This is a genomic window from Rugosimonospora acidiphila, from assembly GCF_039543385.1.
Lineage (GTDB): Bacteria > Actinomycetota > Actinomycetes > Mycobacteriales > Micromonosporaceae > Rugosimonospora > Rugosimonospora acidiphila.
On record NZ_BAABJQ010000012.1, the window covers coordinates 114,566 to 137,532 of the forward strand.

19 protein-coding genes and 2 pseudogenes are annotated in these 22,967 nt (G+C 70.5%); 9 read left to right on the forward strand and 12 right to left on the reverse strand.

Annotation, left to right across the window (positions count from 1 at the left end; all coding sequences use genetic code 11):
- Nucleotides 1-42: 42 nt before the first annotated feature.
- Nucleotides 43-513, reverse strand: a pseudogene (locus tag ABEA87_RS20915) (Lrp/AsnC family transcriptional regulator); the annotation flags it as partial.
- 67 nt (nt 514-580) lie between these two features.
- Here ABEA87_RS20915 and ddaH point away from each other — a divergent pair.
- A complete protein-coding gene (gene ddaH, locus ABEA87_RS20920) occupies nt 581-1,423 on the forward strand; it encodes a dimethylargininase (protein ID WP_345631908.1) in 843 nt (280 codons plus the stop codon).
- A 16-nt stretch (nt 1,424-1,439) separates the two neighbouring features.
- On the opposite strand, the gene ABEA87_RS20925 is transcribed toward ddaH, so the two are convergent.
- Nucleotides 1,440-1,886 (reverse strand): hypothetical protein, encoded by a 447-nt coding sequence (locus tag ABEA87_RS20925; RefSeq protein WP_345631909.1) that lies wholly within the window; start codon nt 1,884-1,886, stop codon nt 1,440-1,442.
- 131 nt (nt 1,887-2,017) lie between these two features.
- Complete coding sequence (locus ABEA87_RS20930) at nt 2,018-3,211, reverse strand: thiolase family protein (RefSeq protein ID WP_345631911.1); 1,194 nt, start codon at nt 3,209-3,211, stop codon at nt 2,018-2,020.
- 240 nt (nt 3,212-3,451) lie between these two features.
- Between ABEA87_RS20930 and ABEA87_RS20935 the strand changes: the two genes are divergently transcribed.
- Entirely contained in the window at nt 3,452-4,036 is a 585-nt protein-coding gene (locus ABEA87_RS20935) for a PH domain-containing protein (protein WP_345631912.1), read from the forward strand.
- An 84-nt stretch (nt 4,037-4,120) separates the two neighbouring features.
- Here the strand turns inward: ABEA87_RS20935 and ABEA87_RS20940 are convergent, their stop codons facing one another.
- Complete coding sequence (locus ABEA87_RS20940) at nt 4,121-5,041, reverse strand: rhomboid family intramembrane serine protease (protein WP_345631914.1); 921 nt, start codon at nt 5,039-5,041, stop codon at nt 4,121-4,123.
- A gap of 9 nt (nt 5,042-5,050) precedes the next feature.
- Complete coding sequence (locus ABEA87_RS20945; protein WP_345631916.1) at nt 5,051-5,563, reverse strand: peptidylprolyl isomerase; 513 nt, start codon at nt 5,561-5,563, stop codon at nt 5,051-5,053.
- Nucleotides 5,564-5,704: 141 nt separating this feature from the next.
- On the opposite strand from ABEA87_RS20945, the gene ABEA87_RS20950 reads away from it, so the two are divergent.
- Nucleotides 5,705-6,391: a hypothetical protein gene (locus ABEA87_RS20950; protein WP_345631918.1), complete on the forward strand. Its 687-nt coding sequence runs from the start codon at nt 5,705-5,707 to the stop codon at nt 6,389-6,391.
- 68 nt (nt 6,392-6,459) lie between these two features.
- Here ABEA87_RS20950 and corA read toward each other — a convergent pair whose 3' ends face one another.
- The 4 genes from corA to ABEA87_RS20970 form a co-directional block, all read right to left on the reverse strand.
- The gene (corA, locus tag ABEA87_RS20955) at nt 6,460-7,584 is read right to left on the reverse strand and encodes a magnesium/cobalt transporter CorA (RefSeq protein WP_425570928.1); all 1,125 of its coding nucleotides are present in this window, start codon (nt 7,582-7,584) and stop codon (nt 6,460-6,462) included.
- A gap of 234 nt (nt 7,585-7,818) precedes the next feature.
- Nucleotides 7,819-8,919 (reverse strand): aminotransferase-like domain-containing protein, encoded by a 1,101-nt coding sequence (locus ABEA87_RS20960; RefSeq protein ID WP_345631920.1) that lies wholly within the window; start codon nt 8,917-8,919, stop codon nt 7,819-7,821.
- A gap of 208 nt (nt 8,920-9,127) precedes the next feature.
- On the reverse strand, nt 9,128-9,526 hold the full coding sequence (locus tag ABEA87_RS20965) for a CBS domain-containing protein (RefSeq protein WP_345631922.1): 399 nt from the start codon (nt 9,524-9,526) through the stop codon (nt 9,128-9,130).
- Nucleotides 9,527-9,625: 99 nt separating this feature from the next.
- Complete coding sequence (locus ABEA87_RS20970) at nt 9,626-9,796, reverse strand: hypothetical protein (RefSeq protein WP_345631924.1); 171 nt, start codon at nt 9,794-9,796, stop codon at nt 9,626-9,628.
- A gap of 140 nt (nt 9,797-9,936) precedes the next feature.
- On the opposite strand from ABEA87_RS20970, the gene ABEA87_RS20975 reads away from it, so the two are divergent.
- The 3 genes and pseudogenes from ABEA87_RS20975 to ABEA87_RS20985 all read left to right on the forward strand — a co-directional run bounded on the left by ABEA87_RS20975 (nt 9,937) and on the right by ABEA87_RS20985 (nt 12,719).
- The gene (locus ABEA87_RS20975; protein ID WP_345631926.1) at nt 9,937-10,644 is read left to right on the forward strand and encodes a phosphocholine cytidylyltransferase family protein; all 708 of its coding nucleotides are present in this window, start codon (nt 9,937-9,939) and stop codon (nt 10,642-10,644) included.
- Nucleotides 10,641-11,345, forward strand: a pseudogene (locus ABEA87_RS20980) (CDP-alcohol phosphatidyltransferase family protein); the annotation flags it as partial. The gene ABEA87_RS20975 and the pseudogene ABEA87_RS20980, both read left to right, overlap by 4 nt.
- Nucleotides 11,346-11,438: 93 nt before the next feature.
- Nucleotides 11,439-12,719, forward strand: coding sequence for an MATE family efflux transporter (locus ABEA87_RS20985; RefSeq protein ID WP_345631928.1), 1,281 nt, complete (start codon nt 11,439-11,441; stop codon nt 12,717-12,719).
- Here the strand turns inward: ABEA87_RS20985 and ABEA87_RS20990 are convergent.
- Together ABEA87_RS20990 and ABEA87_RS20995 are read right to left on the reverse strand one after the other, a co-directional pair.
- On the reverse strand, nt 12,641-14,317 hold the full coding sequence (locus ABEA87_RS20990) for an O-antigen ligase family protein (protein ID WP_345631930.1): 1,677 nt from the start codon (nt 14,315-14,317) through the stop codon (nt 12,641-12,643). The two genes, ABEA87_RS20985 and ABEA87_RS20990, sit on opposite strands and share 79 nt — an antisense overlap.
- Entirely contained in the window at nt 14,296-15,516 is a 1,221-nt protein-coding gene (locus ABEA87_RS20995) for a glycosyltransferase (protein ID WP_345631932.1), read from the reverse strand. Before ABEA87_RS20995 ends, ABEA87_RS20990 begins: the two co-directional genes overlap by 22 nt.
- 198 nt (nt 15,517-15,714) lie before the next feature.
- Between ABEA87_RS20995 and ABEA87_RS21000 the strand changes: the two genes are divergently transcribed.
- The 3 genes from ABEA87_RS21000 (at nt 15,715) to ABEA87_RS21010 (ending at nt 20,226) form a co-directional block, all read left to right on the forward strand.
- On the forward strand, nt 15,715-16,689 hold the full coding sequence (locus ABEA87_RS21000; protein ID WP_345631934.1) for an Fpg/Nei family DNA glycosylase: 975 nt from the start codon (nt 15,715-15,717) through the stop codon (nt 16,687-16,689).
- 313 nt (nt 16,690-17,002) lie between these two features.
- Nucleotides 17,003-18,463 (forward strand): DUF2142 domain-containing protein, encoded by a 1,461-nt coding sequence (locus tag ABEA87_RS21005; protein ID WP_345631936.1) that lies wholly within the window; start codon nt 17,003-17,005, stop codon nt 18,461-18,463.
- 275 nt (nt 18,464-18,738) lie between these two features.
- Nucleotides 18,739-20,226, forward strand: coding sequence for a sugar transferase (locus ABEA87_RS21010; RefSeq protein WP_345631937.1), 1,488 nt, complete (start codon nt 18,739-18,741; stop codon nt 20,224-20,226).
- Nucleotides 20,227-20,389: 163 nt separating this feature from the next.
- Here ABEA87_RS21010 and ABEA87_RS21015 read toward each other — a convergent pair whose 3' ends face one another.
- Nucleotides 20,390-22,933 carry a hypothetical protein gene (locus ABEA87_RS21015; protein ID WP_345631939.1) on the reverse strand — a complete coding sequence of 848 codons (2,544 nt, stop codon included), beginning with the start codon at nt 22,931-22,933 and terminating at the stop codon, nt 20,390-20,392.
- Nucleotides 22,934-22,967 lie beyond the last annotated feature (34 nt).

Genomic DNA, 22,967 nt, shown 5'->3' on the forward strand with positions numbered 1-22,967 from the left:
CGTGCGGCCGGGCGACGGCTTCGCCGCCGGACCGGTCGGCGCCGGGGCCGGGGCAAGGGTCGGCCCGGTGGTCGTCGGAGCCCCCTCGACCAGCCGGGACAGCACGATCATGCTTCGGGTCGAGGTGATGAACCGCTCCGCGCGCAGCCGCTCCAGCGCCTGCTCCAGGTGCGACATGTCCGCCGCGCGCAGGTGTACCAGCGCGTCGGCCTCGCCCGAGATCGTGTACGCCCCGACCACCTCGGGGTGCCGCCGCGCGGCCGCGCCGATCTGCGCCGGCGTGGTGCGCCCGGTGCAGAACAACTCGACAAATGCCTCGGTGGTCCAGCCGACCGATGCGGGGTCGATCACCGCCGTGAACCCCTTGATGACCCCGCCCGCGCGCAGCCGGTCGACCCGGCGCTTCACCGCCGGCGCGGACAGCGAGACCTCCGCACCGATCTCGGCGTAGGTCGCGCGCGCGTCCGCCGTGAGCGACGCAATGATTCGCTGGTCTATCGCGTCCATCTGCAACGGATAGCTCCTTTCACGCAAGCCTTTGCGCTGCCAGCGCCTTCTGAGGGTACCTACGCTTTGGATCGTGCCGAGGACGTATCTCATGTGCCCACCGGCGTACTTCGACGTCAAGTACGTGATCAACCCGTGGATGGACGCCACCACCCCGGTCGACGCCGAGCTGGCCGTCAAGCAGTGGGACCGGTTGCGCGAAACGCTGATCGAATTGGGACACCGGGTACACGTCCTGGCGCCGCAGGTCGGGCTGCCGGACATGGTGTACGCGGCCAACGGGGCGTTTTCGGTCGACTCGACGGTCTTCGGCGCCCGTTTCAGGTACCCGCAACGCGCCGCCGAGGCAGCCGCGCATCAGGCCTTCTACGCCCGGCTGAGCTCGGAGGAGGCGCCGGGCGAGGACGCCGGGGGCACCCGCGCCGGGTGGCGATTCGTTGCGCCGACCGAGATCAACGAGGGCGAGGGCGACTTCACCTACGTACCGGGGCCGGGCCTGATCCTGGCCGGGTACGGCTTCCGTACCGAGCCGGCCGCGCACGCCGAGGCGCAGGAGGTGCTGGCCCGGCCGGTCATCTCGCTGCGGCTCGTGGACCCGCGCTTCTACCACCTCGACATGGCGCTGGCGGTGCTCGACGACACGACGATCGCCTACTACCCGGGTGCGTTCTCCGCGTCGGCGCAGGCGGTGCTGCGGCAACTGTTCCCCGACGCGGTGGTGGCGTCGGAGTCTGACGCGCTCGGGTTCGGCCTGAACCTGGTCAGCGACGGGCGCAACGTGGTGCTCAGCGCCGAGGCGAGCGACATGGCCGCCCGGCTCGTGGCGGCCGGGTACCTGCCGAGGCTGGTGGAGCTGACCGAGCTGAAGAAGGGCGGCGGCAGCGTCAAGTGCTGCGTCGCCGAACTCCGCGGCTGATCGGCATCGGTGCCGGTCAGGAGACCGGAGTCAGGGCCCGGGCGACCGGGTGGAACACGTACCCGAAGGTGGCGTCGAGGGTGGACACGGCCTTGGGGTGCCGCGCCTTGATCCAGAACCGTTCACGGATGCCGTCAATCGCCGTCGCGGCGAACTCCAGCGACGAGACCCGTGGATCGGGCGTCCAGGTGACGTACGACAGCTCGTGAATCGGTGCGTCCAGGTGCAGCCGGATCCGGCGCGCGAGCCGGCCCTCGTGGGTCACCACCAGCCGTTGCCGGCTCAGTACCAGCAGGTGCTCGCCGGCCAGCGGCCGGTCCGGGCGGATGCACCGGCTGACCAGCAGCACCGCGTCGTTGGCACCTATACAGCGCCGGAATACCGGGATGTGCCGACTGATGATCGGCATGGACAGGCCGGCGTCGCCGGCCGCGGGCAGGAACGTCCGAGTGAACAGATCCATATCCTTACAACGACACGCATCAACACTCTGGTGCGGCGTTCGGTGAAGAATTTCAAGGAGAAAGATCTCGGCCCGCCGTCCATCCGCCCGCCACGCCACGGACCTGGGGCGATGACCTGACTAGCGGGCGCTCAACGGGCCGGCAGGTTCTCGATGATGGTCGCGTTGGCCATCCCGCCGCCCTCGCACATGGTCTGGAGCCCGAATCGCAGCCCGCGGTCGCGCAGCTGAGCGAGCAGGGTGGTCATGATCCGGGCGCCCGAGCCGCCGAGCGGATGCCCCAGGGCGATCGCGCCGCCGCGCGGGTTCAGCCGGTCCGGATCCGCCCCGGTCTCGGCGAGCCAGGCCAGCGGTACCGGCGCGAAGGCCTCGTTGACCTCGAAGACGTCGATGTCGGCGATGCCGAGCCCCGAGCGGTGCAGCGCCTTCTCGGTCGCCGGGATGGGCGCGGTGAGCATGATCACCGGGTCGGCCGCGGCCAGCACCGCGGTGTGAATGCGGGCCAGCGGGGTCAGCCCGTGCGCGGCGGCCCAGTCCGAGGTGGTGATCGCCAGTGCCGCCGCGCCGTCGGAGATCTGTGACGACGAGCCAGCGGTGACCACGCCGTCCGGCCGGAACGGGGTGGGCAGCTCGCCCAGCTTCGCCAGTGAGCTGTCGCGCCGGATGCCCTCGTCCCGGCCCACCACCGCCGTCGCGGCGTCACCATCCGGTACCTCGACCGGCGCGATCTCGCCGTCGAACGCGCCCGCGTCCTGCGCGGCGGCCGCCTTCTCATGGCTGGCCAGGGAGTACTCGTCGAGGCGGGACCGGGACAGGCCCCAGCGCTCCGCGATCATTTCGGCGCCGACCCCCTGGTTGAACGGGATGGCCGCACCGTCGGAGAAGCCGTCCGCCCCGGCGTACCGGGCCCGGACCATCGGGCCGAACGGATTGCCGGCGCCGGCCGAGGAGCCCATCGCCACCCGGGTCATCGACTCGACCCCGCCGGCCACCACGAGGTCGGCCTGGCCGGACAGTACGGCGGCGGCGGCGAAGTGCACGGCCTGCTGGCTCGAACCGCACTGCCGATCGACCGTGGTGCCGGGTACCGATTCGGGCCAGCCGGCAGCGAGCACGGCGCTGCGCCCCACGTTCCAGGCCTGGTCGCCAACCTGCGACACGCATCCCCAGATCACGTCGTCCACGTCGGCGGGGTCGAAGCCGGCCCTGCCGGCCAGGGCTCGTAGCACGTGTCCGGACAGATCGACCGGGTGTACCGGCGCCAGCCCGCCCTTGCGCCGCCCGACCGGAGTCCGGACAGCTCCCACGATGACCGCGTCGCGCATCTGTTACTCCTCGGTAGCTTTGGGCTGTGCCCGATGCTACCCCGGTGCCCGATTCGGCCCCCGCCCGCGAATCGGTGCCCGCTCCGGCCCCCGCCGGCCTACCGGGCGCGGCCCATCGGCGAGCCCGCGCCGGCCCGCTGACCGGCCGGCGCCGGCGGCCGACCGGTACCCGGTAGGCCGAAGATCGCACCGCCACCGCGCGGCCCCACGGCTCACCCGCCGCGCGGCTACGGTTGGCCGGTGGAGATTCGTGGTGCGGCCATGCCGGACGAGCCCGGCCCCGGCGAGGGGCGGCGCGGTGAGGCAGGACGAGGCGGGTCATGGCGCGGTGAGGCGCGGCGCGACCGCGAAATCGGTGACGGGATCGACGGCGCGGGCCCGGACGAGGCCCCGGAGCCGGTCGACTCGGTGACCTACCGCGTGGACCGCCGGTTCTTCGCGGTCAAGGTGGTGGCGGCGCTGGTCTTCGCGCTGGTGGCGGCCGTGCTCCACAGCGACCGCGCGACCCTCGCGTTCGCCGGGATCGCCGCCCTGGTCGCCGGGGGCTACGCGGTTCGCGACGCGATCGCGCCCATCCGGCTCTCGGCCGACCGGGAGGGCGTGACCGTGATCGCGGGTTACGCCGGGCACCACCGGCTGTCCTGGGATGACATCGAGCGGGTGCGCGTCGACCGGCGTCGCCGTGGCGCCCGGTCGGGCATGGTGGAGATCGACAGCGGCGAGCGGCTGTACCTGCTCAGCTCCTACGATCTGAACGCCGACCCGCGGGACGTGGTCGACGCCCTCGACCAGCTGAGCCCGACCCGCCCGACGTCCACGGACTGACCCCGACCGCGACCTGAGGTGCGGCTCCGCGGCCCGGTGGAGAGCCGGCGGCGAGCCCCCCGCGGCCCGACCAGCCGGGCCGGCTCAGCCGGTGATCTGGGTGGTCTGCCAGAGGCTCAGGCCGCCCAGCACGACGACGGCACCGACAATTACCGCGATCTGGATGAGGCCGCGGTTCTTGCGTGGCGCGTACGCCAGCCCGGCGCCCACGACCGCGCCGGTCACGAAGCCGCCCAGGTGGCCGGCGATCGAGATGCCGGGCACGCTGAGCGTGAACAGCAGGTTGATCAAGATGATCGGGAGCACCGCCGTGGCGTTGAGCCCCAGCTTGCGCAGCACCAGGAAGAGCGCCGCGAACATGCCGAACAGCGCGGTCGACGCGCCGGCGGACAGGTCGGCGGGCTGGAACAGGTACGCGGCGACGTCGCCGCCGATCCCGGCGACCAGGTAGAGGCCGAGGAAGCGCAGCGGCCCGAGGAAGCTCTCCAGGGTCCGGCCGAGTACCCACAGCGCGTACATGTTCAGCAGCAGGTGAAGGATGCCGAAGTGCATGAACATGGCGGTGAACAGCCGGTAGTACTGACCGTCACTGATCCCGAACGGGAACACCGGGCCGTTCTGCCCGACCTTGAACTCGCCGATCACGCCGAGCTTGTCCAGCAGCGGCGTGTCGCCACCGATCAGGCCCGCGAAGCCCTGACCGCCCAGCGCCTGGGGGCCGTTCTTGGCCGACGCCAGCGAGATGAGCAGCATGAGCACGTTGATCGCGATCAACGTCATGGTGACGTAGCCCCGCCGACCGGCCACGCCTCCGCCGAAGGCGGTCCTGGTCGGACGCTGGGCGCGGCGGCCCTCGGCCACGCACTCCGGGCACTGGTGCCCGACCGAGGCGGACCGCATACAGTCCGGGCAGATCGGGCGGTCGCAGCGAGTACATCGGACGTACGTCTCCCGACCGGGATGCCGATAACAGACCGGCACCCCGGTCGGCAGGACGTTCGTCATGACACGAGGTTAGCGCTCCACCTCGACCCGCTCGATGACCACGTCACGCAGCGGGCGGTCGCCGGGCGCGGTGGGAGCGGTCGCGATCGAGTCGATGACCTTCTTGCTGTCCTCATCGGTCACCTCACCGAAGATCGTGTGCCTCCGGTTCAGGTGCGGGGTCGGGCCCACCGTGATGAAGAACTGCGAGCCGTTCGTGCCCGGGCCGGCGTTCGCCATGGCGAACAGGTAGGGCCGGTCGAACTGGAGCTCCGGGTGGAACTCGTCACCGAACTGGTACCCGGGGCCGCCACGCCCGGTGCCGGTCGGGTCGCCGCCCTGGATCATGAAGCCGCCGATCACCCGGTGGAAGATGGTGCCGTCGTAGTACGGTCCGCTGCCGGCCGCACCGGTGCGCGGGTCGGTGTACGCCTTGGTGCCCTCGGCGAGCTCAACGAAGTTGCGTACCGTCTTCGGGGCGTGGTTGTCGAACAGCTCGATCCGGATGGGACCGGCGTTGGTGTGCAGAATCGCGACGCTCACGCGAATGCTCCTCACTTCGTGATCTGATCTGTTGGCAATCCTGCCATCTGTCCGTTCCACCCGCGCGATGCCCTCGGACAGGGCAGTATGTCGTTTGAGGCACGGCCCTACGGCCATCGATGCCTATAGGAGGTGGATCACATGCCGCGACGGAGCCAGACTAGACGACAGACCGGCAACCACGGCGGGATGATGCGCGCCGAGTTGGGCGAGGGGATCGATCACCTCCGGCAGGCGGCCACGCACGCGGCGGGCGGCGTCGGCGCGACGGTCGGTCCGCGCCTGAGTTCGGCCATGGACCTCGTCGGACCCGGCACGGAGCGGGTGCGCGATGTCGCGTCGCAGGGGTGGGAGACTACCGTGGCGGCGTTGGCGCCATTGATGGACGCGGCCCGCCTCGGCGCCATCGAGGCCGGCTCGCAGACCGTTCGGGCAAGGAAGATGATGGGCAGTAACAAGAGGTCGAGGTCGTCCGGCAAGCGGACCGGGATGCTGATTGGCCTGCTCGTACTGGGCGCGGCCGCCGGCGCGGTGGGTGCGATGGCCGTGCGCCGCCGCGGCCGCGACCACTGGGAAGAGTACGAGGCCGGCGGGCGCGGCATGGCCGGCGACCAGGCCCAATCCGTGCTCGACTCGACCCGTTCCGCGATGGACATGGCGGCCGGCAAGGCGAGCTCCGGTGACGCGGCCTCCGGCGGGGCGGAGCGGGGCGACAACCGGTCCGGCGGGTCGGACCCGGCGTCCTCGTCGCGCCCGGACCGCTCCTCCCGAGGTGTGGAGACCGCCACCGACAAGGCCACCGCGGTCACCAAGAACAGCCACGGCTGATCCCGCCCGGGGCGAGACCGTGGCGGCCCCGCCCAGGGAGACCGCGACGGCGCGCTCGGGGCCGGGGGCTACAGCCAGCCGCTCTTGCGGAAGAAGCGGTACAGCGCGATCGACGCGATGAGGCACACCAGCAGCACTCCCGGATAGCCGTACCGCCAGTGCTTCTCGGGCATGAAGTCGAAGTTCATCCCGTAGATGCCGGCGATCGACGTCCATACGGCCGCGATACCGGCCCAGGCAGCGATCTTGCGCATGTCGTTGTTCTGCTCGACGCTGACCTGCGCCAGGCGGGCCTGGAGGATCGAGTTGAGCAGTTCGTCGAAGGACTGAATCTGCTCGACGGTACGGGTCAGGTGGTCGTTGACGTCCCGGAAGTACCGGCGGATCTCCTTCGGTACCTCGGGCAGCCGGCCGCCGACGATCGCCTGCAGCGGGCGCTGCAGCGGAACCACCGCGCGGCGGAACTCGACGAGTTCCCGCTTGAGCTGGTAGATGCGCTGGATGCGGCCCTGCCCCTGGCGGCCGAAGACGCTCTCCTCCAACGCGTCGATGTCCAACTCGACGGCGTTGGCGCAGTCCACGTACGAGTCGACGACCCGATCGTAGATGGCGTGCGCCACCGACCAGGGCCCCTGCGGCATCAGCTCGGGCTTGTCCTCCAGGTCCTGCCGGACGCTGTGCAGGGCGGCCGGCGCACCGTGCCGGACCGTGATCACGAACTGCTCGCCGACGAATAACATCACCGAGCCGGTCTCTACGACCTCGGAGAATTCGGTCAGTTCGGTGTGCTCGATATAACGTGTGGTGCGCAGCACAGCGAAGACCATTTCGCCGTACCGCTCGATCTTGGGTCGCTGGAACGCCTTGATCGCGTCCTCGACGGGCAGTTCGTGCAGGTCGAACACTGACGCGATGTTGGCGAACTCCTCCTCCTTCGGCTCGTGCAGGCCGAGCCAGACAAACGAGTTCGGCCGGCGCCGCGCCGCTGCCAGGGCCTCCGGGTAGTGCCAGTGCCCGGGTTCCCGGACACCGTTCACGTACAGGCCGCAATCGACGATGGCGCTGCTGTGAGGGTGCAGATGAGGTAGTTCGGTGTCGGAATGATTGTTGCCCATCACTCGCCTGGTCACGGCGTTCAACGCTCGGGACAGGCCACCGACTTCACGCTGCGCACGCTGATCCGTCATCACCAACCTCCAGGGCTTCCCGGGGCAAAGCTACGCCCAAAGAGGTGGCACCGGGCGGACCGACCGCAGGTGGGGGTGGGGGGAGCGGTCGGCCCACCCGGTGCCGTTGGGGGCGGGGGGTTATGCCTTGGGGCGAATAGATACGCCGGGTTGGATTTTGATCCATCCGGCGCTGAAGAGGGAACCTCTCCGGCGGGACGGCTTTGTGTCAGAAACCCGACAGTGGGCGCCCGCCTCGGGTCAGCCCTGCTTCGCTACCGCCCGTATCGCATCGGCCAGCCGGCGCACCCCTTCGTCGATCTGGTCAGTGGTCACGGCGGAGTACGCCAGTCGCAGAGAGTGATTGCCGCCCTCGAGCAGGAAGTCGCTGCCCTTGACCACCGCCACCCCACGAGCGGTCGCCTCCGGCACGACGAGGTCCACCTCGACGTCGTCGGGCAGGTCGATCCAGAGGAAGTAGCCGCCGTCGGGCTCGGTGAACCGGGCCGCCGGGATGTGCTCGCGCAGCGCGGCGGCGAGCACGCGCTCGCGCTCGCCCAGGGCGTCGCAGACGGTCTGGATCGAGCGGTCGATGTCGCCCGAGACGCAGAACTGGTGCACGATGCCCTCGGACACCTGTCCGGGCGAAATGTACAGGTTCGTCGCAGTACGCGCGATGCCGCCGATGGTCTCGGGCGCGCCGACCAGGTACCCGACCCGGACGCCGGGGCACACGGTCTTGGTGAAGCTGGACGCGTGCACGACCCGACCGTCGGTGTCCATGGACAGCATCGACGGCAGTGCCTCGCCCCGGAACCGGATGTCCGCGTACGGGTCGTCCTCGAAGATGGTGAACCCGAACTCGCCGGCCAGCTCCAGCAGCGTCCGGCGCTTGGCCAGGGACAGCGTCACGCCGGCGGGGTTCTGGTAGTTCGGAATGATGTGCGCGAGCTTCGGGCGTACGCCCGACTCGAGCAGGGAGCGCAGCTCATCGACGTTCAGGCCGTCCGGGTCGAGCCCGACCTGGTGCAGCTCCGCGCCGAGGTTGCGCAGGTTGAGCAGCGTCCGGTCGTACGTCGGCCGCTCCACCACCACGGCGTCGCCGGGCTTGACCAGGTGCTCGAAGAGGAAGGCGTCGGCCTGCAACGAGCCGTTGGTGATCAGGACCTGCTCGGGAGTGACCCCGTGCTTGTCGGCGATCCACTTACGCAGGGGAAGGTAGCCGACCGAGGTCCCGTAGGCGGTGACCCCGACCGGATCGGCGTCGAATGCCCGGCCGGCCGCGGCCTTGAGGCCCTCGACGTCGATGATGTCAATGGACGGCGCGCCGCGGGCAAACGAGATGAGCTGCTCCGGAGTCATGAGCCGTATGCTACGGAGGTGTTTGCCCCGGTTCGTCGGCGGGGCATGATATAGGGCTGCGTCTAACGGCCGCGCGCGGCCGGCCCCGGACGGCCCCGGGACGCCCCTGGCCAGCCCGGATGGGCCCGACCGCGCCGGCGGCCGGCGGGCGGCGGCGCTGCCGGCCACCTTCTCCTCAGACCACGTCTCCCCGAGAGACCCTAATCCCTTAGGAGACCGTGGCGGCCGGGGTGCGTTGCCGGGTCCAGACCCTGAGAATGTCGCGCACCGAGATCACCCCCAGCACGTCGCCGCGGTCCATCACGACCAGGTGGCGGAAGCCGCCCCGGACCATGGCCGCGGCCGCGTCCTCGAGCGTCCATTCCGGGGTCGCGTAGACCACGTCCCAGGTGAGGTGGTTTGCCGCCCGTTCACCATCCGGGTCCAGGCCGCGACCGATCGCGTAGAGGATGTCCCGTTCCGTCATGATGCCGAAGCCCTCGGCGTCCGGGTCGTGGACCACTGCCGAGCCCACCCTCCGATCCGCCATCTGCCTGGCGACCTGTCTGATCGTGTGTTCCGGCCCCACGACCAGTACCTGTTTGGTCATCGCGTCTCGCACCTGCACGGCGCACCACCCCTCGCAACGGACGATACGGACATCGTCCGCGCGCTCAAACAACTTCTCAAGACCCTCTTTCGATACCTTTCGCCGATGATCGCCCAGCTAGCGGATGGTGATCGAGCGTCGGGCTTCGATCTTCATCGGGCGGCGCGAGATCGGATCATGCCGGATGGGCGTGCGGCGAAAAGAGGCGTCGCCGGTGTCGCTTTCGGGGGACTGGCCGGCCCCGCTGCGGGTATCGGCGGTTGATGCGCGGCGACCGGGGGTGGACATCGACCCGATCGGACCGTGTACCTGGTGATTTGAGTGGAATGTCCGTGCAGGCAACCGGGCCTTGGGGAAGCGGTACCGAGAAATTAATCTCACGTACGCGCGCTATTCTGCGACGGTCCATATCCGCCGCCGGAAGGAGTATGGAAATCGTGAACGTGGTCGTGCTGGCCGCCGGCATGGGAACTCGGCTCGGTCGGCCGTATCCCAAGCCACTCACCCCGCTCGCCGACGGTCGGAGCATCCTGCGTCAACAGCTGGACCACCTGCGCGAAACCTTCGGGCCACAGGCCCAGATCACCCTGGTCGTCGGCTTCAAGATGGGCCTCGTCATGGAGGCCGCCGCGGACGACGCGTCATTCGTCTACAACGAGCTCTACGACCAGACCAACACCTGCAAGAGCCTGCTCAAGGCGCTTCGCCTGGTGCCGCCGGGTGGAGTGCTGTGGATGAACGGCGACGTGGTGTTCGTGCCCGGGCTGCTCAACGAGCTGGGCACCCACATCGCCGCGGATCGCAGCTTCGTCGCGGTGAACACCGCCAGCGTCGCCGACGAGGAGGTCAAGTACACCCTCGACGGCGACGGGTACATCAAGGAACTGTCCAAGCAGGTGGTCGGCGGACTCGGCGAGGCCGTCGGGATCAATTACGTGAACGAGGCCGACCGGGTGGCGCTCATCAAGCACCTGGACCGCTGCGCCGACCAGGACTACTTCGAGCGTGGTCTGGAGACCGCGATCGCCGAGGAGGGGCTGCGGGTGACCGCGGTGGACATCAGCAGCTACGACTGCGTCGAGGTGGACTTCGAACCGGACCTGGACCGCGCCAACAGACTCCGCGTGCGAGGGTGACGGTGGCCAGCATTCACAGCTCAGCCGACTTCCGGGCCAAGCACCGGTCCAGCGGACTGTTCACCGAATCGGTGAACCAGTATCTGGGCTCCTTCCTCGCGGTCGCCGCGTCGCGGCTCGGGCTGCCGCCCACCGCGCTGACCCTGATGAACCTGGTCCTCGGCGTGGCCACCTCGGTCGCCGTTGGGGCCCTCGCCGACGACCTGCATCGGGGCCGGGTACCGGCCGTGGCCATCGGGCTGGCCGCGCTCGTGGTCTGGCAGCTCGCGTACTCGCTGGACTGCGCCGACGGCCAGTTGGCGCGGGTGACCGGGCAGTCCAGCCCGGCGGGTGCCCGGGTCGACGTGCTGTGCGACGTCGCGCTGCAGATCTCCCTGGTCGCTGCGGTGGCCAGCGTCGCGCACGCGTACCGCCCGAGCACCCCGGTCTGGTGGTACGGCGTGTTCGCCGGTACCTGGATGGTCAACCTGGTCACCTCCGTGCTCCAGCAGGGCAGCTCGGCGCAGAGCCTGGTCTCCTCCTCCTCCCCGCTGATCCGCGTGGTCAAGCTGATTCGTGACTACGGGGCCGTGATCACCGTGATCGCGCTCGTGCTCGCCTTTGCCCCACAATGGACGGTTTGGGTGATGGTGGCCTTCGGGCTGGTGAACGGGCTGTTCCTGGCCGCCTCGATCGCGTCGGCGGCCCGGGCGAGCGTGCAGCCCAAAAGGCCCGCCACCATCACCGCCCCCGTCGTGACCGTGCCGCACGGAATGCCGGGACGGACCGGCCAGGGGGCCTAGAAGCCTATGCCGATGCGGGGGGCCCGCTGGGTCGGTGCGGGCCTGGCCGACCAGGTGGTGATGGCGGCGGCGAACGCCGCCAACACCCTGCTCCCCATCGGCCTGCTGGCCAGCAGGACCCGGGCCGGCGCACTGGTGCTCTCGGTCGGCCTGGGCTACCTCGTCCTGTCGGTGAACCGGGCGTTCATCGGCGACACGATGCTGGCCCAGGTGTCCCGCCTGGAGGGTGCCGAGCGCGCCCGCCTGGTCCGTCACGCACTCGCGGCGGCGGTCGCCGTGGGCTGCGTGGCCGGGGCGATCCTGATCGGCGTGTGGGCGTTCTGGCGGCATCCGTCGGGAAAGATCGATCTTCAGGATCTGATCTGGGTGGCGCCGTTCCTGCCGGTGATCCTGCTGCACGACACCGGCCGCTACACCTATCTCTCCGAGCGTGAGCCGGCGAAGGCACTGGTCATCGACCTGGTCTGGGCCGGAAGCCAGGCGCTGATCATCGTGCTGATGGTGGTGACCGGCGCTACCTCGCCCGGGCTCCTGCTGGGCAGCTGGGGGCTGGGCGCCTGCGCCGGGGCCACCACGTTCCTGCTGCGCAGCGGGGCCCGGCCGTGGCGGGGCGACCCGCGCCGCTGGCTGGCCGAGACCCGCAAGCTCTCCGGCTGGTTCACCGCCACCACCCTGGTCGGGCAGGTCCAGGTGCAGGCCGTTGGCTTCCTGGTGACGGGCCGGATGAGCGGCGCGGACCTGGCGGTACTGCGCTCTGGGCAGACCGCGCTGCTCCAGCCGGTACAGAACTTCGTGACGGCGATGATGGGCCTGCTGGTACCGCGCTCCTCACGGCTGGCCGCCAGCCGTGAGGCCGGCGGGCTGCGCCGCCAGACGCTGCGGCTGGCCGCCACGTTCGCCGGCCTGGCGGTCGTGATGATCGCCGTGGTGGTACCGGTGGCGAACGTGCTGCGGCCACACCTCGGCCGGTACGCGGCGATCGTCCCGTTGGCGCTGCCGATCAACCTGCAGGCCGGGATCTACCTGCTCCAGATCCCGTTCACCGCGGCGATCCGGGGCATGCAGCGGGCCCGGCTGCTGTTCGCCCAGTACCTGATCTTCTCGATCACCAGCCTCACCGGCCTGGTACTGGGCGCCGCAAAGGGTCATCTGCAGGGTGCGGCCTGGGGCCTCACCATCGGGTCCGCGATCGGCCTGGTCGTGATGATCGGGCTCTACAGCTGGGCCGCGGCCCGGTTGGCTCCGGTCACCGGCTCGTCGAGCCCGCTGTCGACCGAGGTCGGCGAGGCCTGATCCGGGCCGAGGATCAGGAACGCCTCGCCCGCCATCAGGAAGACCCACAGCGTGCCGCCGGTGCCGCCGAGCAGCCAGTCCGCCGTAGCGATGGTGATGACCGAACAGACCGCCGCGAGAGTGAACCAGGCCGGTGGTCGTCGCCGCCGGGAGCCGCGCCGGACCCCGATGAAGGCATGCCAGAGCATGAGCAGCAGGCCCAGCAGGAACGCCAGCGCGCCCAGGATGCCGCCCCGGCGCAGCGAGCCCACGGCCGCGTCGTCGGTGGTCAGATTCGGATTGTCCCCGGTCGTGCTGCTGTCGTCGCGCTTGACGTAGCCGCGCACGTACTTGGCGTCGCCGAAGACCTTCTGTGGCAGGTTGTCGGCCTTGAACTCGTCCCAGGCGACCTTCCAGGTGGCCGCCCGGCCGCTGGTGATGCCGCCGGTCTGGCCGGTGCCGTAGCGCGTCTGGTTCAGGAAGTGCACGCCGCCCGAGCCGATGATGATCGCGAACGCGAGCACGATCGGCAGCACCGCCGAGGCCCAGGCCCCGCGCCGGGTACGGAAGTTGTCCATGCCCTCGATGGGGCGCTTGAAGAAGCGCGAGTACGCGATCATGATCGCCCACAGGCCGGTCGCGAAGCCGAAGTATCCCCAGCCGGTACGCGAGTTCACCAGCAGCAGCAGGATCGTGGTCGCGCCTAGCGCGGCGTAGCGCTGCCAGACCTCGAAGGTCTTGTCGGCGGCGATCCGGATGGCGATCGTGACGGCCACGACCGCTATCGAGTTCGGGTGGTAGAGCAGGTGTGGGCCGCCCCAGAAGCGACTCTGCTGGTGGGCTCCCCACTCGTTGCCCGGCACGTCGTGCACGTTGTCGAAGGCGTTGCCGGAGCCGACCAGGAACAGGGCACCCGACGCGACCAGGAAGGCGGACACGATCCCGACGGACATGTCCCGCTTGGACTTCCGGGTGGCGGCCACCACGGCCAGCGCGCCGAGGCCGAACAGCCCGGCGTACACGATCCGGCCGGCGGCGACCTTGTAGTTCCAGACGAGCAGCGCACCGATGGCGCCGAGAATCCAGTAGGCGAGGCCGATCCAGGCCGAGCCGAGCCGCGGCAGCCGGGCCAGGTCCCGCAGCCACGGGATGGTCCAGATCGCGAACAGGATGCCCTCGACGGCCAGCAGCAACCAGACGACCCACCCCATGTCGGTGTAGGTCCAGCTGAGGATGCCGGCACCGATGAATAACCCGCCGAGCAGGAAACCGGGCAGGGTCAGGCCGCGCAGCGACAGCGCGAGCCCGATCATGGCCACCCCGATCAGGGCGGCGAGGAAGGCGCGCGTCGCCTCCGTGCCGGCGGTGTTGGAGTTGGTCTGGATGCCCTCGACGAGACCGGCCACTCCGGCGACGAGGAGGCCGACGATGAGGAACCAGCGGTGTCGCGAGGTCCATCGCCGTGGATCGAGGAGGGGCTCGCCCTGGCTGGCCGCGGTACCCGGGTTGAATATCCGGGCAATGACGCTGCCTGAGCCGGTGTTGGCGGGGCTGGGCTGGTCCGACAGGTCGGAATAGGGGTCTGGCCGTCGCGATTCTACGGTTGAGGAGTGGCCCATGGCCCTGAAGGGTATCTGTTCACCGGCTGCACTTCTTCCCGGCGCCCCCCGTTTACCAAGCCGGAGTAGACGGCGAGTAGCCGCTTCATGAGCACATCCGGCGTGAAATTCGCCTCATAACGGGCCCTTGCCGCCGCGGACAGGCCGGCAGCGCCCGCCGCGGCGACCGGAAGAGCCGCGGCCAGCTCGTCAACGCTCGGTGCGACAGTCCACCCGGCGTCGCCGATCAGGTACGGAATGCCACCCAAAGCGGTACCCAAGACCGGCCGTCCGTTCGACAGCGCCTCGATGATCACGGTGGGCAGCACGTCGTCCCAGGTGGACGCGGCCACCACCACCGCGGACTCGCGCATGGCCGCGCGTACCCCCGCCTGGTTCTGCGGGCCGAGGTAGACCACGTCGGAGCGGGCAGCCGCGGCGGCCTCGACCACCGGGCGCAGCGGACCGTCGCTGGCGACGCGCAGCACGCCGAGCGAGCCGACCGGGTGCCGGGACCACGCGTCGAGCAGCAGCTGCAGCCCCTTCTCCGCGGACAGCCGGCTGGCGAACAGGAAGCCGGAGCCGACCGGCACGGGAGTGCCGGGGTCGGCGAGGGCGTTCGGCTTGACCGTGATCCGCTCGTCCGGGATGCCGTAGTCGCGCAGATGGTCGGCGATGCCGCCGGTGAGTGCGAGGTAGTGGTCGACGCTGTGCCAGGTGCGCCGGTTCACGGCCAGCGAGGTCGCCATGATCGCGCTCTGCGCCTTCGAGCCGCGGTAGCAGCTGTGCCGGATCGCGGGCAGCGCGAAGGCCCGGCCCCGGCAGTCGTGGCAGATGTGGCCGTCCCGGAAGTACAGGCCCGGGGCGCAGACCTGGCGGTAGTTGTGCACGGTCTGCAGGACCGGGAGGCCGTGGGCGTGCGCGGTACGCACGATCCCCGGCGAGAGCAGCGGGTACGGGTTGTGCAGGTGCAGCAGGTCGGGGCGCTCGGCGCGGATCAGCGCGGCGAGCGAACGCTGGGCGGCCGGCGACCAGATCGGCGCCACCGGCAGCAGCGCCTTCTGCGCCAGCGGCAGGCTGCCGATCTCGTCCGAACTGCGCAGGAACGGCACCACCTCGACGCCCGCCGCCCGGAGTTGGGCGATCTCGGCGTCGACGATCACGTTCTCCCCGGACGGCGCTGCCGAGGAGTACTGGTTGTGCGCGACGACCACCTTCATGGTGCTGCAAGCCTCCGACGCGTACGGACTGGCCGCCGTGTCCGGTTCGGGCGCCGCCTGCTCCCCGGCGCTGTCCGTCTACGGCGTTGTCTGGTTGCGGCCGGGTGCTGTTTCCGGCCCTGTCTGCTTCCGTGCCTGTCTTCCCGTTCCGGTCGTCAACCTGAGCTGATGCCGGTGGATTGAGGTTAACTTGTCGTCATGCCGGAACTGCCCGAGGTCGAGGCGCTCGCCGCGTACCTGCGCGAGCGCGCCGCCGGCCACACCGTTGAGCGCATCGACGTCTCCGCGATCAGCGCCCTGAAGACCTACGACCCGCCCGTGTCGGCCGCCGCCGGCCTGCAGATCATCGGCGCCGGTCGACACGGCAAGTTCCTGGACGTGCGCCTGGGCCACGGCCCGGCCGCCGCCGGCGCGCCCGAGGCCGAGACCCCCGGCGGGGCGCCCGACGCCGGGGCTGCCAGCGGGGCGCCCGAGGCCGGTGCGCCGGGCGGCGCGACGGCCGGTGACGAGCTGCACCTGGTCGTCCATTTGGCCCGGGCCGGCTGGCTGCACTACCGGGACGCCTTCACCTCGACCACCCCGCTCAAGCCGGGCAAGGGCCCCATCGCCCTGCGGGTCAGGCTGGATGACGGCTCGGGATTCGACCTGACCGAGGCCGGCACCCAGAAGAAGCTGGCTGCGTACCTGGTCCGCGACCCGGCCGAGGTGCCGGGCGTCTCCCGGCTCGGGCCGGACGCGCTGGACGTGTCCCGGGAGGAGTTCGAGCGGCGGCTCAAGGCCCGCCGGGGGCAGGTCAAGGGGGTACTGACCGAGCAGGAGGTGATCGCGGGGGTGGGCAACGCGTACTCGGACGAGATCCTGCACGCGGCCAAGCTGTCCCCGTTCGCGATCACCGATCGTCTGTCCCCCGACGCGTTCGACCGGCTGTACGAGGCGATGCGGTCGGTGCTGGCCGGGGCCGTGGACCGGTCGGTCGGCCAGAGGGCGGCGACCCTCAAGGGTGAGAAGCGCTCGGGGCTGGCCGTGCACAACCGGACCGGCCTGCCCTGCCCGGTCTGCGGCACGACGATCCGGGAGGTGTCGTTCGCCGACTCCAGCCTGCAGTATTGTCCGGGCTGCCAGACGGCCGGCAAGCCGCTGGCGGACCGGCGGCTGTCCCGGCTCGTCCGGTGAGCGGTTCGGCGGTTCCCGTGGTCGCCTGAGCTGTCCGCCGATTCGACCACTCTTCACCTGTTCGCCGACTCGGCGACTCCTTGAGTTTGCCAACTTGACGCATAGATACACATTTGTCGCCATATTCTGGGCCCGTGCTCGCCGAGACTGGGTCGGGGCCTCACTCCCGCAGCGAATCCTTTGACCGAGCGACCCCCGGACGAGGGGGCCGATCCCGATGAGCGTGTCAGCGGCGGCACCCGCCGCCCCGACCGCGATGCGCCCGCCCCGGACCCGGCTGGCGGTGATCGTCGCCGTTCTCGCGTTCTTCTGCATGGGTGCCGGCTGGGCGCTGGCCCTGCCGACCAACGGCACGTACGACGAGGGTGAGCACATCATCCGGGCGTACGGGGTGGCCACCGGGCAGATCTACGCCAGCCACGGCGAGCAGGACGTGCCGCGCAGCCTGCTGCCGCCCAACCGCGGCTGCACGTTGGTCAACCGGGCGAGCGCCGGCTGCCAGACCGCACCGCCGGCCGACCACACGCGGGTTCCGATGAAGACCGGCGCGGCCGGTTACAGCCCGCTGTACTACCTGCCGGTCGGCATACCGATGGTGATCAGCCCGGGCTACGGCGGGATCATCGTCGGCCGGCTGATCTCGGCGTTGATGTCCGCCCTGGTGCTGGGCGCCGCGGTGGGCATCGCCGTGTGGCTGCGTAACCGGCTGCTGGTGGCCGGGTTGGTCCTGGTCGCGACCCCGATGTTGATGAATCTCTCCGGCGCGATCAACCCCAATGGGCTGGAGATCAGCGCCGGCGCGCTGCTGTGGTGCGCCCTACTGGCGCTGCTACGTCCAGATCCGGACAATCTGCCCAGCGAGACCGGAACGCACCGGCTGATCTGGATCGCCGGCGTCGGCTCGGCGCTGCTGATGACGATCCGGCACATGGGGCCGCTGCTGTTGCTCATCAGCCTGCTCGGCGCCGTGGTGATGGCCCGGCCGGGGCGGGTACGGGCGCTGGCCCGCCGTCGCGACATGTGGTGGGCCGCCGGCATTCTGTTCGTCCTCGGCCTACTGGCCGTGGCGTGGATTCTCACCTCCGGCGTCACGGACGTCACCCCGGTCGCCGCGTATGCCCGCCCGTACGGTTTCCTGCAGACCGCCAGATTGATACTCATCGAACGATTCCCGTTTTACCTGCAGCAGGTCGTCGGACAATTCAGCTATGGCGAGACCAGCCTGCCCAGCTGGGTCATCACGGGCTGGTATCTGCCGATTGCGGCACTTGTGCTCCCCGCCCTCCTGTTCGCCGGCCGACGGTTCCGACTGGCGATGCTCGGGATTTTCTGTGCGTGTCTGGCGATCCTGGTCGTACTCGAATTCTCGTTCATTCACACCGCCGGCTGGGCGGCTCAATCCAGGTACGTGATGCCCACCGGGGTGGGCCTGGTGCTCGCTGCCGCGTTCGTCCATCGCTGGCGGGCGGCGCTGGGTCCGGTGCCGACCGAGCGGATGGTCCAGATGGCGGTACTGGTGACCATTCCGCTGCAATGGTGGGCGTTGGCGACTGTCATGACTCGTTTTCAGATTGGCTCAAGCGGGCTGATTGATCCGTTCAGAGGCGGTTCTTGGCGACCTGTGGGAGGGCCCCTGCCAGCGCTCACCACGGAAGTGGTTGGCTCAGTTACTCTGGGTGTGTTGGCATGGCGGTTGACCCGAAGTTCAGAAAGATCGGATCGCACCGTAAAAAGCGCGTATCTGGACTCGACAGCCGTCCCTTCCACGCACTAATGTCAGCCGGTCGACATCGCGCGAGTGGCCGGCCCATGGCACACTGGGGACACCGTGGATGAGTGCTTTCCCAGGTGGGGTGGCTCGCTAGCTAGTTGGCCAGCCCGCACCTCGCGGGACCAAGATGGGCCGACGGGTGGGCGACACGCCGGTCGGAAACGTGTCACGTTCTGGCCGGTGAGCGTGGTGACATGCGTACCATCGCGGCGCGGGAGGACACACGAACAGTGACGACGAGCCTCCATCCACCGGCCACCGAGCCGACCCGGAGAACGATGACCGACACGCGTTACGGTGAGACCTTCGAGATCACGTCGAAGTCCAATGGCGTACCGCGCTCGGCATGGTTCCGGACCCGACGGCTGTCCACCTGGCACCGCGCGTACGCGGGGATTCTGCTGGTGTTGGACTGTGCCGGGGTCATCCTGGCCAATCTCACCGCAATCTCACTGCTGAACAAGGCCAACTCGGGCATCGCGCCGGTCTTGTTCAACCTGCTGGTCTACCTGCTGCTGCCGCTGGCATGGCTGATCGTGTTGTGGGGCAACGGCGCCTACGACCGGCGATACCTGGGCATAGGCACCGATGAGTTCAAACGGGTGTCCCGCGGCTCCCTGATGATGGCCGCGGTGGTCTCGTTCACCGCGTTCGCCGGCAAGGCCCAGCTGTCCCGGCTCTCGGTGGCGGTCGCGTTGGTGGGTGCGGCGGTCTACATCAGCATCCTGCGCTACATCGCCCGTCGGGTGCTCTACGTGGTCCGGCGCAAGGGTGTGGCCACGCACCGGGTGCTGCTGGTGGGCACCCTGCCGGAGGTGCTGGAGGTGCACACCGCGGTCAGCCGCAACCAGGGAGCCGGCCTGGTCCCGGTGGGTATCCACGTCACCGAGGGGTACGCCTCCGCCCGCGAATCGGACACGCCGGTCCCGGTCTACTCGAACCGGGAGGTCGTGCCTCTGGTCCGGGAGATCGGTGCGGACACGGTGGCGGTGTGCGGAGCCGCCAGCACCGAGTCGGGCGAACTGCGCCGGCTGGCGTGGCAGTTGGAGGGCACCGGCGTCGACCTGATCGTGGCGCCGCAGCTGACCGACATCGCCGGGCCCCGGGTGCACATCCGGCCGGTCGAGGGCCTGCCGCTGCTGTACGTGGAAGAGCCGACTCTCTCCGGAGTGGCCTGGCTGTTCAAGACCCTGATGGACCGGGCGGTGGCCGCGGTCATGCTGCTCGTCCTGCTCCCGGTGCTGGCCGGGATCGGGATCGCGATCCGATCCTCGGACAAGGGCCCGGTCTTCTTCCGGCAGCGCCGGGTGGGCCGGGAGGGCAAGACGTTCAAGGTGTGGAAGTTCCGCACCATGTACGTTGACGCCGAAGACCGCCTCGCCGCCCTGGTCGACCAGAACGAGAGCGACGGACTGCTCTTCAAGATCAAGAATGACCCCCGGGTCACCCCCGTCGGTCGGTTCCTGCGGGCCAGCTCGCTGGACGAGCTGCCCCAGCTGATCAACGTGCTGCTCGGCGAGATGTCGATGGTCGGGCCGAGGCCGCTGCCCGCCGAGGACGGCGACTTCCTGGGCGATGTCCGCCGCCGGCTGCTGGTTCGGCCCGGAATGACCGGCCTGTGGCAGGTCTCCGGGCGGTCGGACCTCTCCTGGGACGACGCGGTACGGCTGGACCTGTACTACGTGGACAACTGGTCGCTCACGTTCGACCTGAACATCCTCTGGCGCACCATCGGCGTGGTGCTGGGCAGCAAGGGCGCCTACTGATCGACGCGCCGTGGACCGCCGCACCGCGGTCCACACCGGTGGCTTGTGGCCGCCGCCCCTCCCGGAGTTCCGGAGGGACGGCGGCCCGCCGCGTTTCCGGGCCCGTCCCACCCCGCCATCCCGGGCTCGGCCATCCCGGGCTCGGCCATCCCGGGCTCGGCCGTCACCGCCCCACGGCGTCGGGCCCCAGTGCCACGAGGCGGCGGACATCCCAGATCCAGACCCCGTCCACGAAACGCGGCCGGAACCCGAACAGTTCGCTACCGGTCTCGTTCACGGCGTCGGTATGGAAGCCCGGCACCACGACCACCACCGAGGCCCGCCAGAAGCGCAGGTCGGTCAGCGCGTTGTCCTGCTCCCGCGGCCCGACCTCCGGTATCCGGCCGTTCAGGGCGACACCGTCGAGCAGCAGGGTGGTGGCCCTCGGCGTGGGGCCGAACGCGCCGTTCGGCGCCAGGAAGTACCCGGCCGGAATGGCGAAGCCGACGTTCGTGATCGCCGACCAGCGCTGCGGTTCCAGCCGGCCGAGCGCGGCCGACGGGATCCCTACCAGTGAATGTTCATGGTCCGCGTACTGGTGCCAGGTGCCGTCGGTGATGAACGGCGGTACCGGTGGCAGCGCGCTGGTGCGCAGCGGCACGGGTACCAGAGGTATCAGGACCGCGATCAGCGCGCCGTGCCAGACCAGGTTCCCCGGCCCGAGCGAGTCCCGGGCGTTGATCGTGGCGACCCGGTCGTACGCCAGCGCCAGCAGCACGGCGAGGACCGGCGCCACGTCCACCGCCACCCGGGTCGGCACCACCTGCCGGAACAGCGGCAGGTGCGCCACCAGATCCCAGGGGCCCTCGAAGGTGGTGCGGTGGCCCCCGATCGTCACCTCTGAGCCCAGCGAGAGCGCGGTCAGCACCACCGCCACCACGCAGCCGGACAGATAGACCCGGCTGCGGCGCATGAGCCAGATCATGATGGCGAGCAAGACCAGCAGCGGCCAGCCGAAGAAGGCGTTCTGCTCGGAGATGTTCTGGGCCAGCCGGCCGACGACCGAGGGGCTGCCGGCCAGCGAACTGCTGGAGAACGAGGTGAAGGAGAGCAGGTCCGCCGGGTACGGGCGGGGACCCGCGGTGTTCGCCCCGGTACCGTGCTGCGGACCGCGGAACTCCACCCACAGCGGGTACGCCAGGAGCGCCCCGGAGACGACCACGGCCACCCCGAGGCTGCGCAGGAACGGCAGCGCGTCCCGAGGCACCACCGACGGCCGCATGGCGGCGTAGCTGAGCACGAAGACGATGAGCCCGAGGGCGACGATCAGCAGCACCTCTTCGTTGATGAACGTCTGCCAGGTGACCAGCAGCCCGAGCAGGATCCCGTTGCGCAGCGCGTGATCCCGTTCCCGCAGTCGGATGGTGCGCCAGACGATGAACGGCACCAGGAACTGCGCCACGATGTTCGGATGCCCGTACGAGTGGGAGATCATCGCCGGGGCGAAGCCGGCCAGCCCGCCGCCGACGCCGGCCGCCATCCGTGATCTGACCAGGTGTCGGGAGAGCACGTAGTACCAGGAGGTCGCGGTGGCGGCCAGCGCCAGCACGGCGAACACCACATAGGTGACCGCGGACCCGAACAGCAGGGTGATCGGCGACAGCGGCACGCTGATGCCCAGCACCGAGGTGTTGGCGATCAGGTTCGCCCCGACCGGTGCGCCCAGCCGGGTGGTGAACAAGGGGTCGACGCGGGCGGTCACCACCCGGGCGCCGTACGCGAGTACCCACTGGAAGAACGTCTGGTCCGGGATGTTGGCCTGGACCTGGGTGCCCGGATCGGGCAGCAGCCGCTCCAGCACGTAGATGGCGCCGATCAGGTAGATGCCGGTCGCCAGGATGTCGGCCCGCAGCCGGCGCCGCCGGAGGCCGGCCTCCGCGGACCGCCCGCGTGGCGCCCGCCGGCCGAACCGCCGGCCCGCCCACGGCCCGGTCGGCGGCTGGCTCCGGACCGTCCCCGCCCCGGCGTGCCTCCGATCCGGCTGCCCGGCCCCGACCTGCCCCGCCCCGGCCTGCCCGCCCCCGGTCTGCTGCCCGCCCCCGGCCTGTCCGGCCCGGCGCCGACCGCCGGCCCGGGTACCCGCGCGGCCCGCCTGGTGCACGCCCGCCGCGGCGCCGGCCGGTGTCCGCGCCCTCGCCCGGGCCCAGGACGCCCGGGCCGGCTCGTCCGCCCACACCGTCTGGGACGCCGGGTCCTCGCCCCCGCCCGGGCAGGGGTCGAGCCGCCCGCTCCCGTGCGGCTCGGTGGGCAGTGGCGGCTCCGCGCCGTCCCCGCCCCCACCACCCGGATCGCTACCTGGATCGCCGCCCGGACCCCCGGGCCCACCGCCCGGCCCGGCCGGCCGGTCGCCGCCCGGGGTGCCCGCCGAGCCGCCGTCCCGGGGGCCTGCGCGGTCGCCGTCCCGGCCGTCGCCCCCACGGTCGCCGTCGCCCCCGTCGCCCCCGGCGCCCCCGGCGCTCGCGTCGTCGCCGTGGTCCCCGTCCGGGGGGCCTCCGCCCCATCGGCCACCGGCTCGGCGTCCGCCCGCCCGGGAGGGGCTCGACGGGCCCCAGTCGGGGTGGCCGGAGTCGGTGGGGTCGGAGGGTGCCTTCAGCCAGTCGAAGGGCGAACCGGAGTCTTCCTGCTCGACCCTCTCGCGCCGGTCGGCGTCCTCCCAGTCCGGGCCCACCTCGTCCGGATCGGTCGGTCCCGGGTTCGCCGGG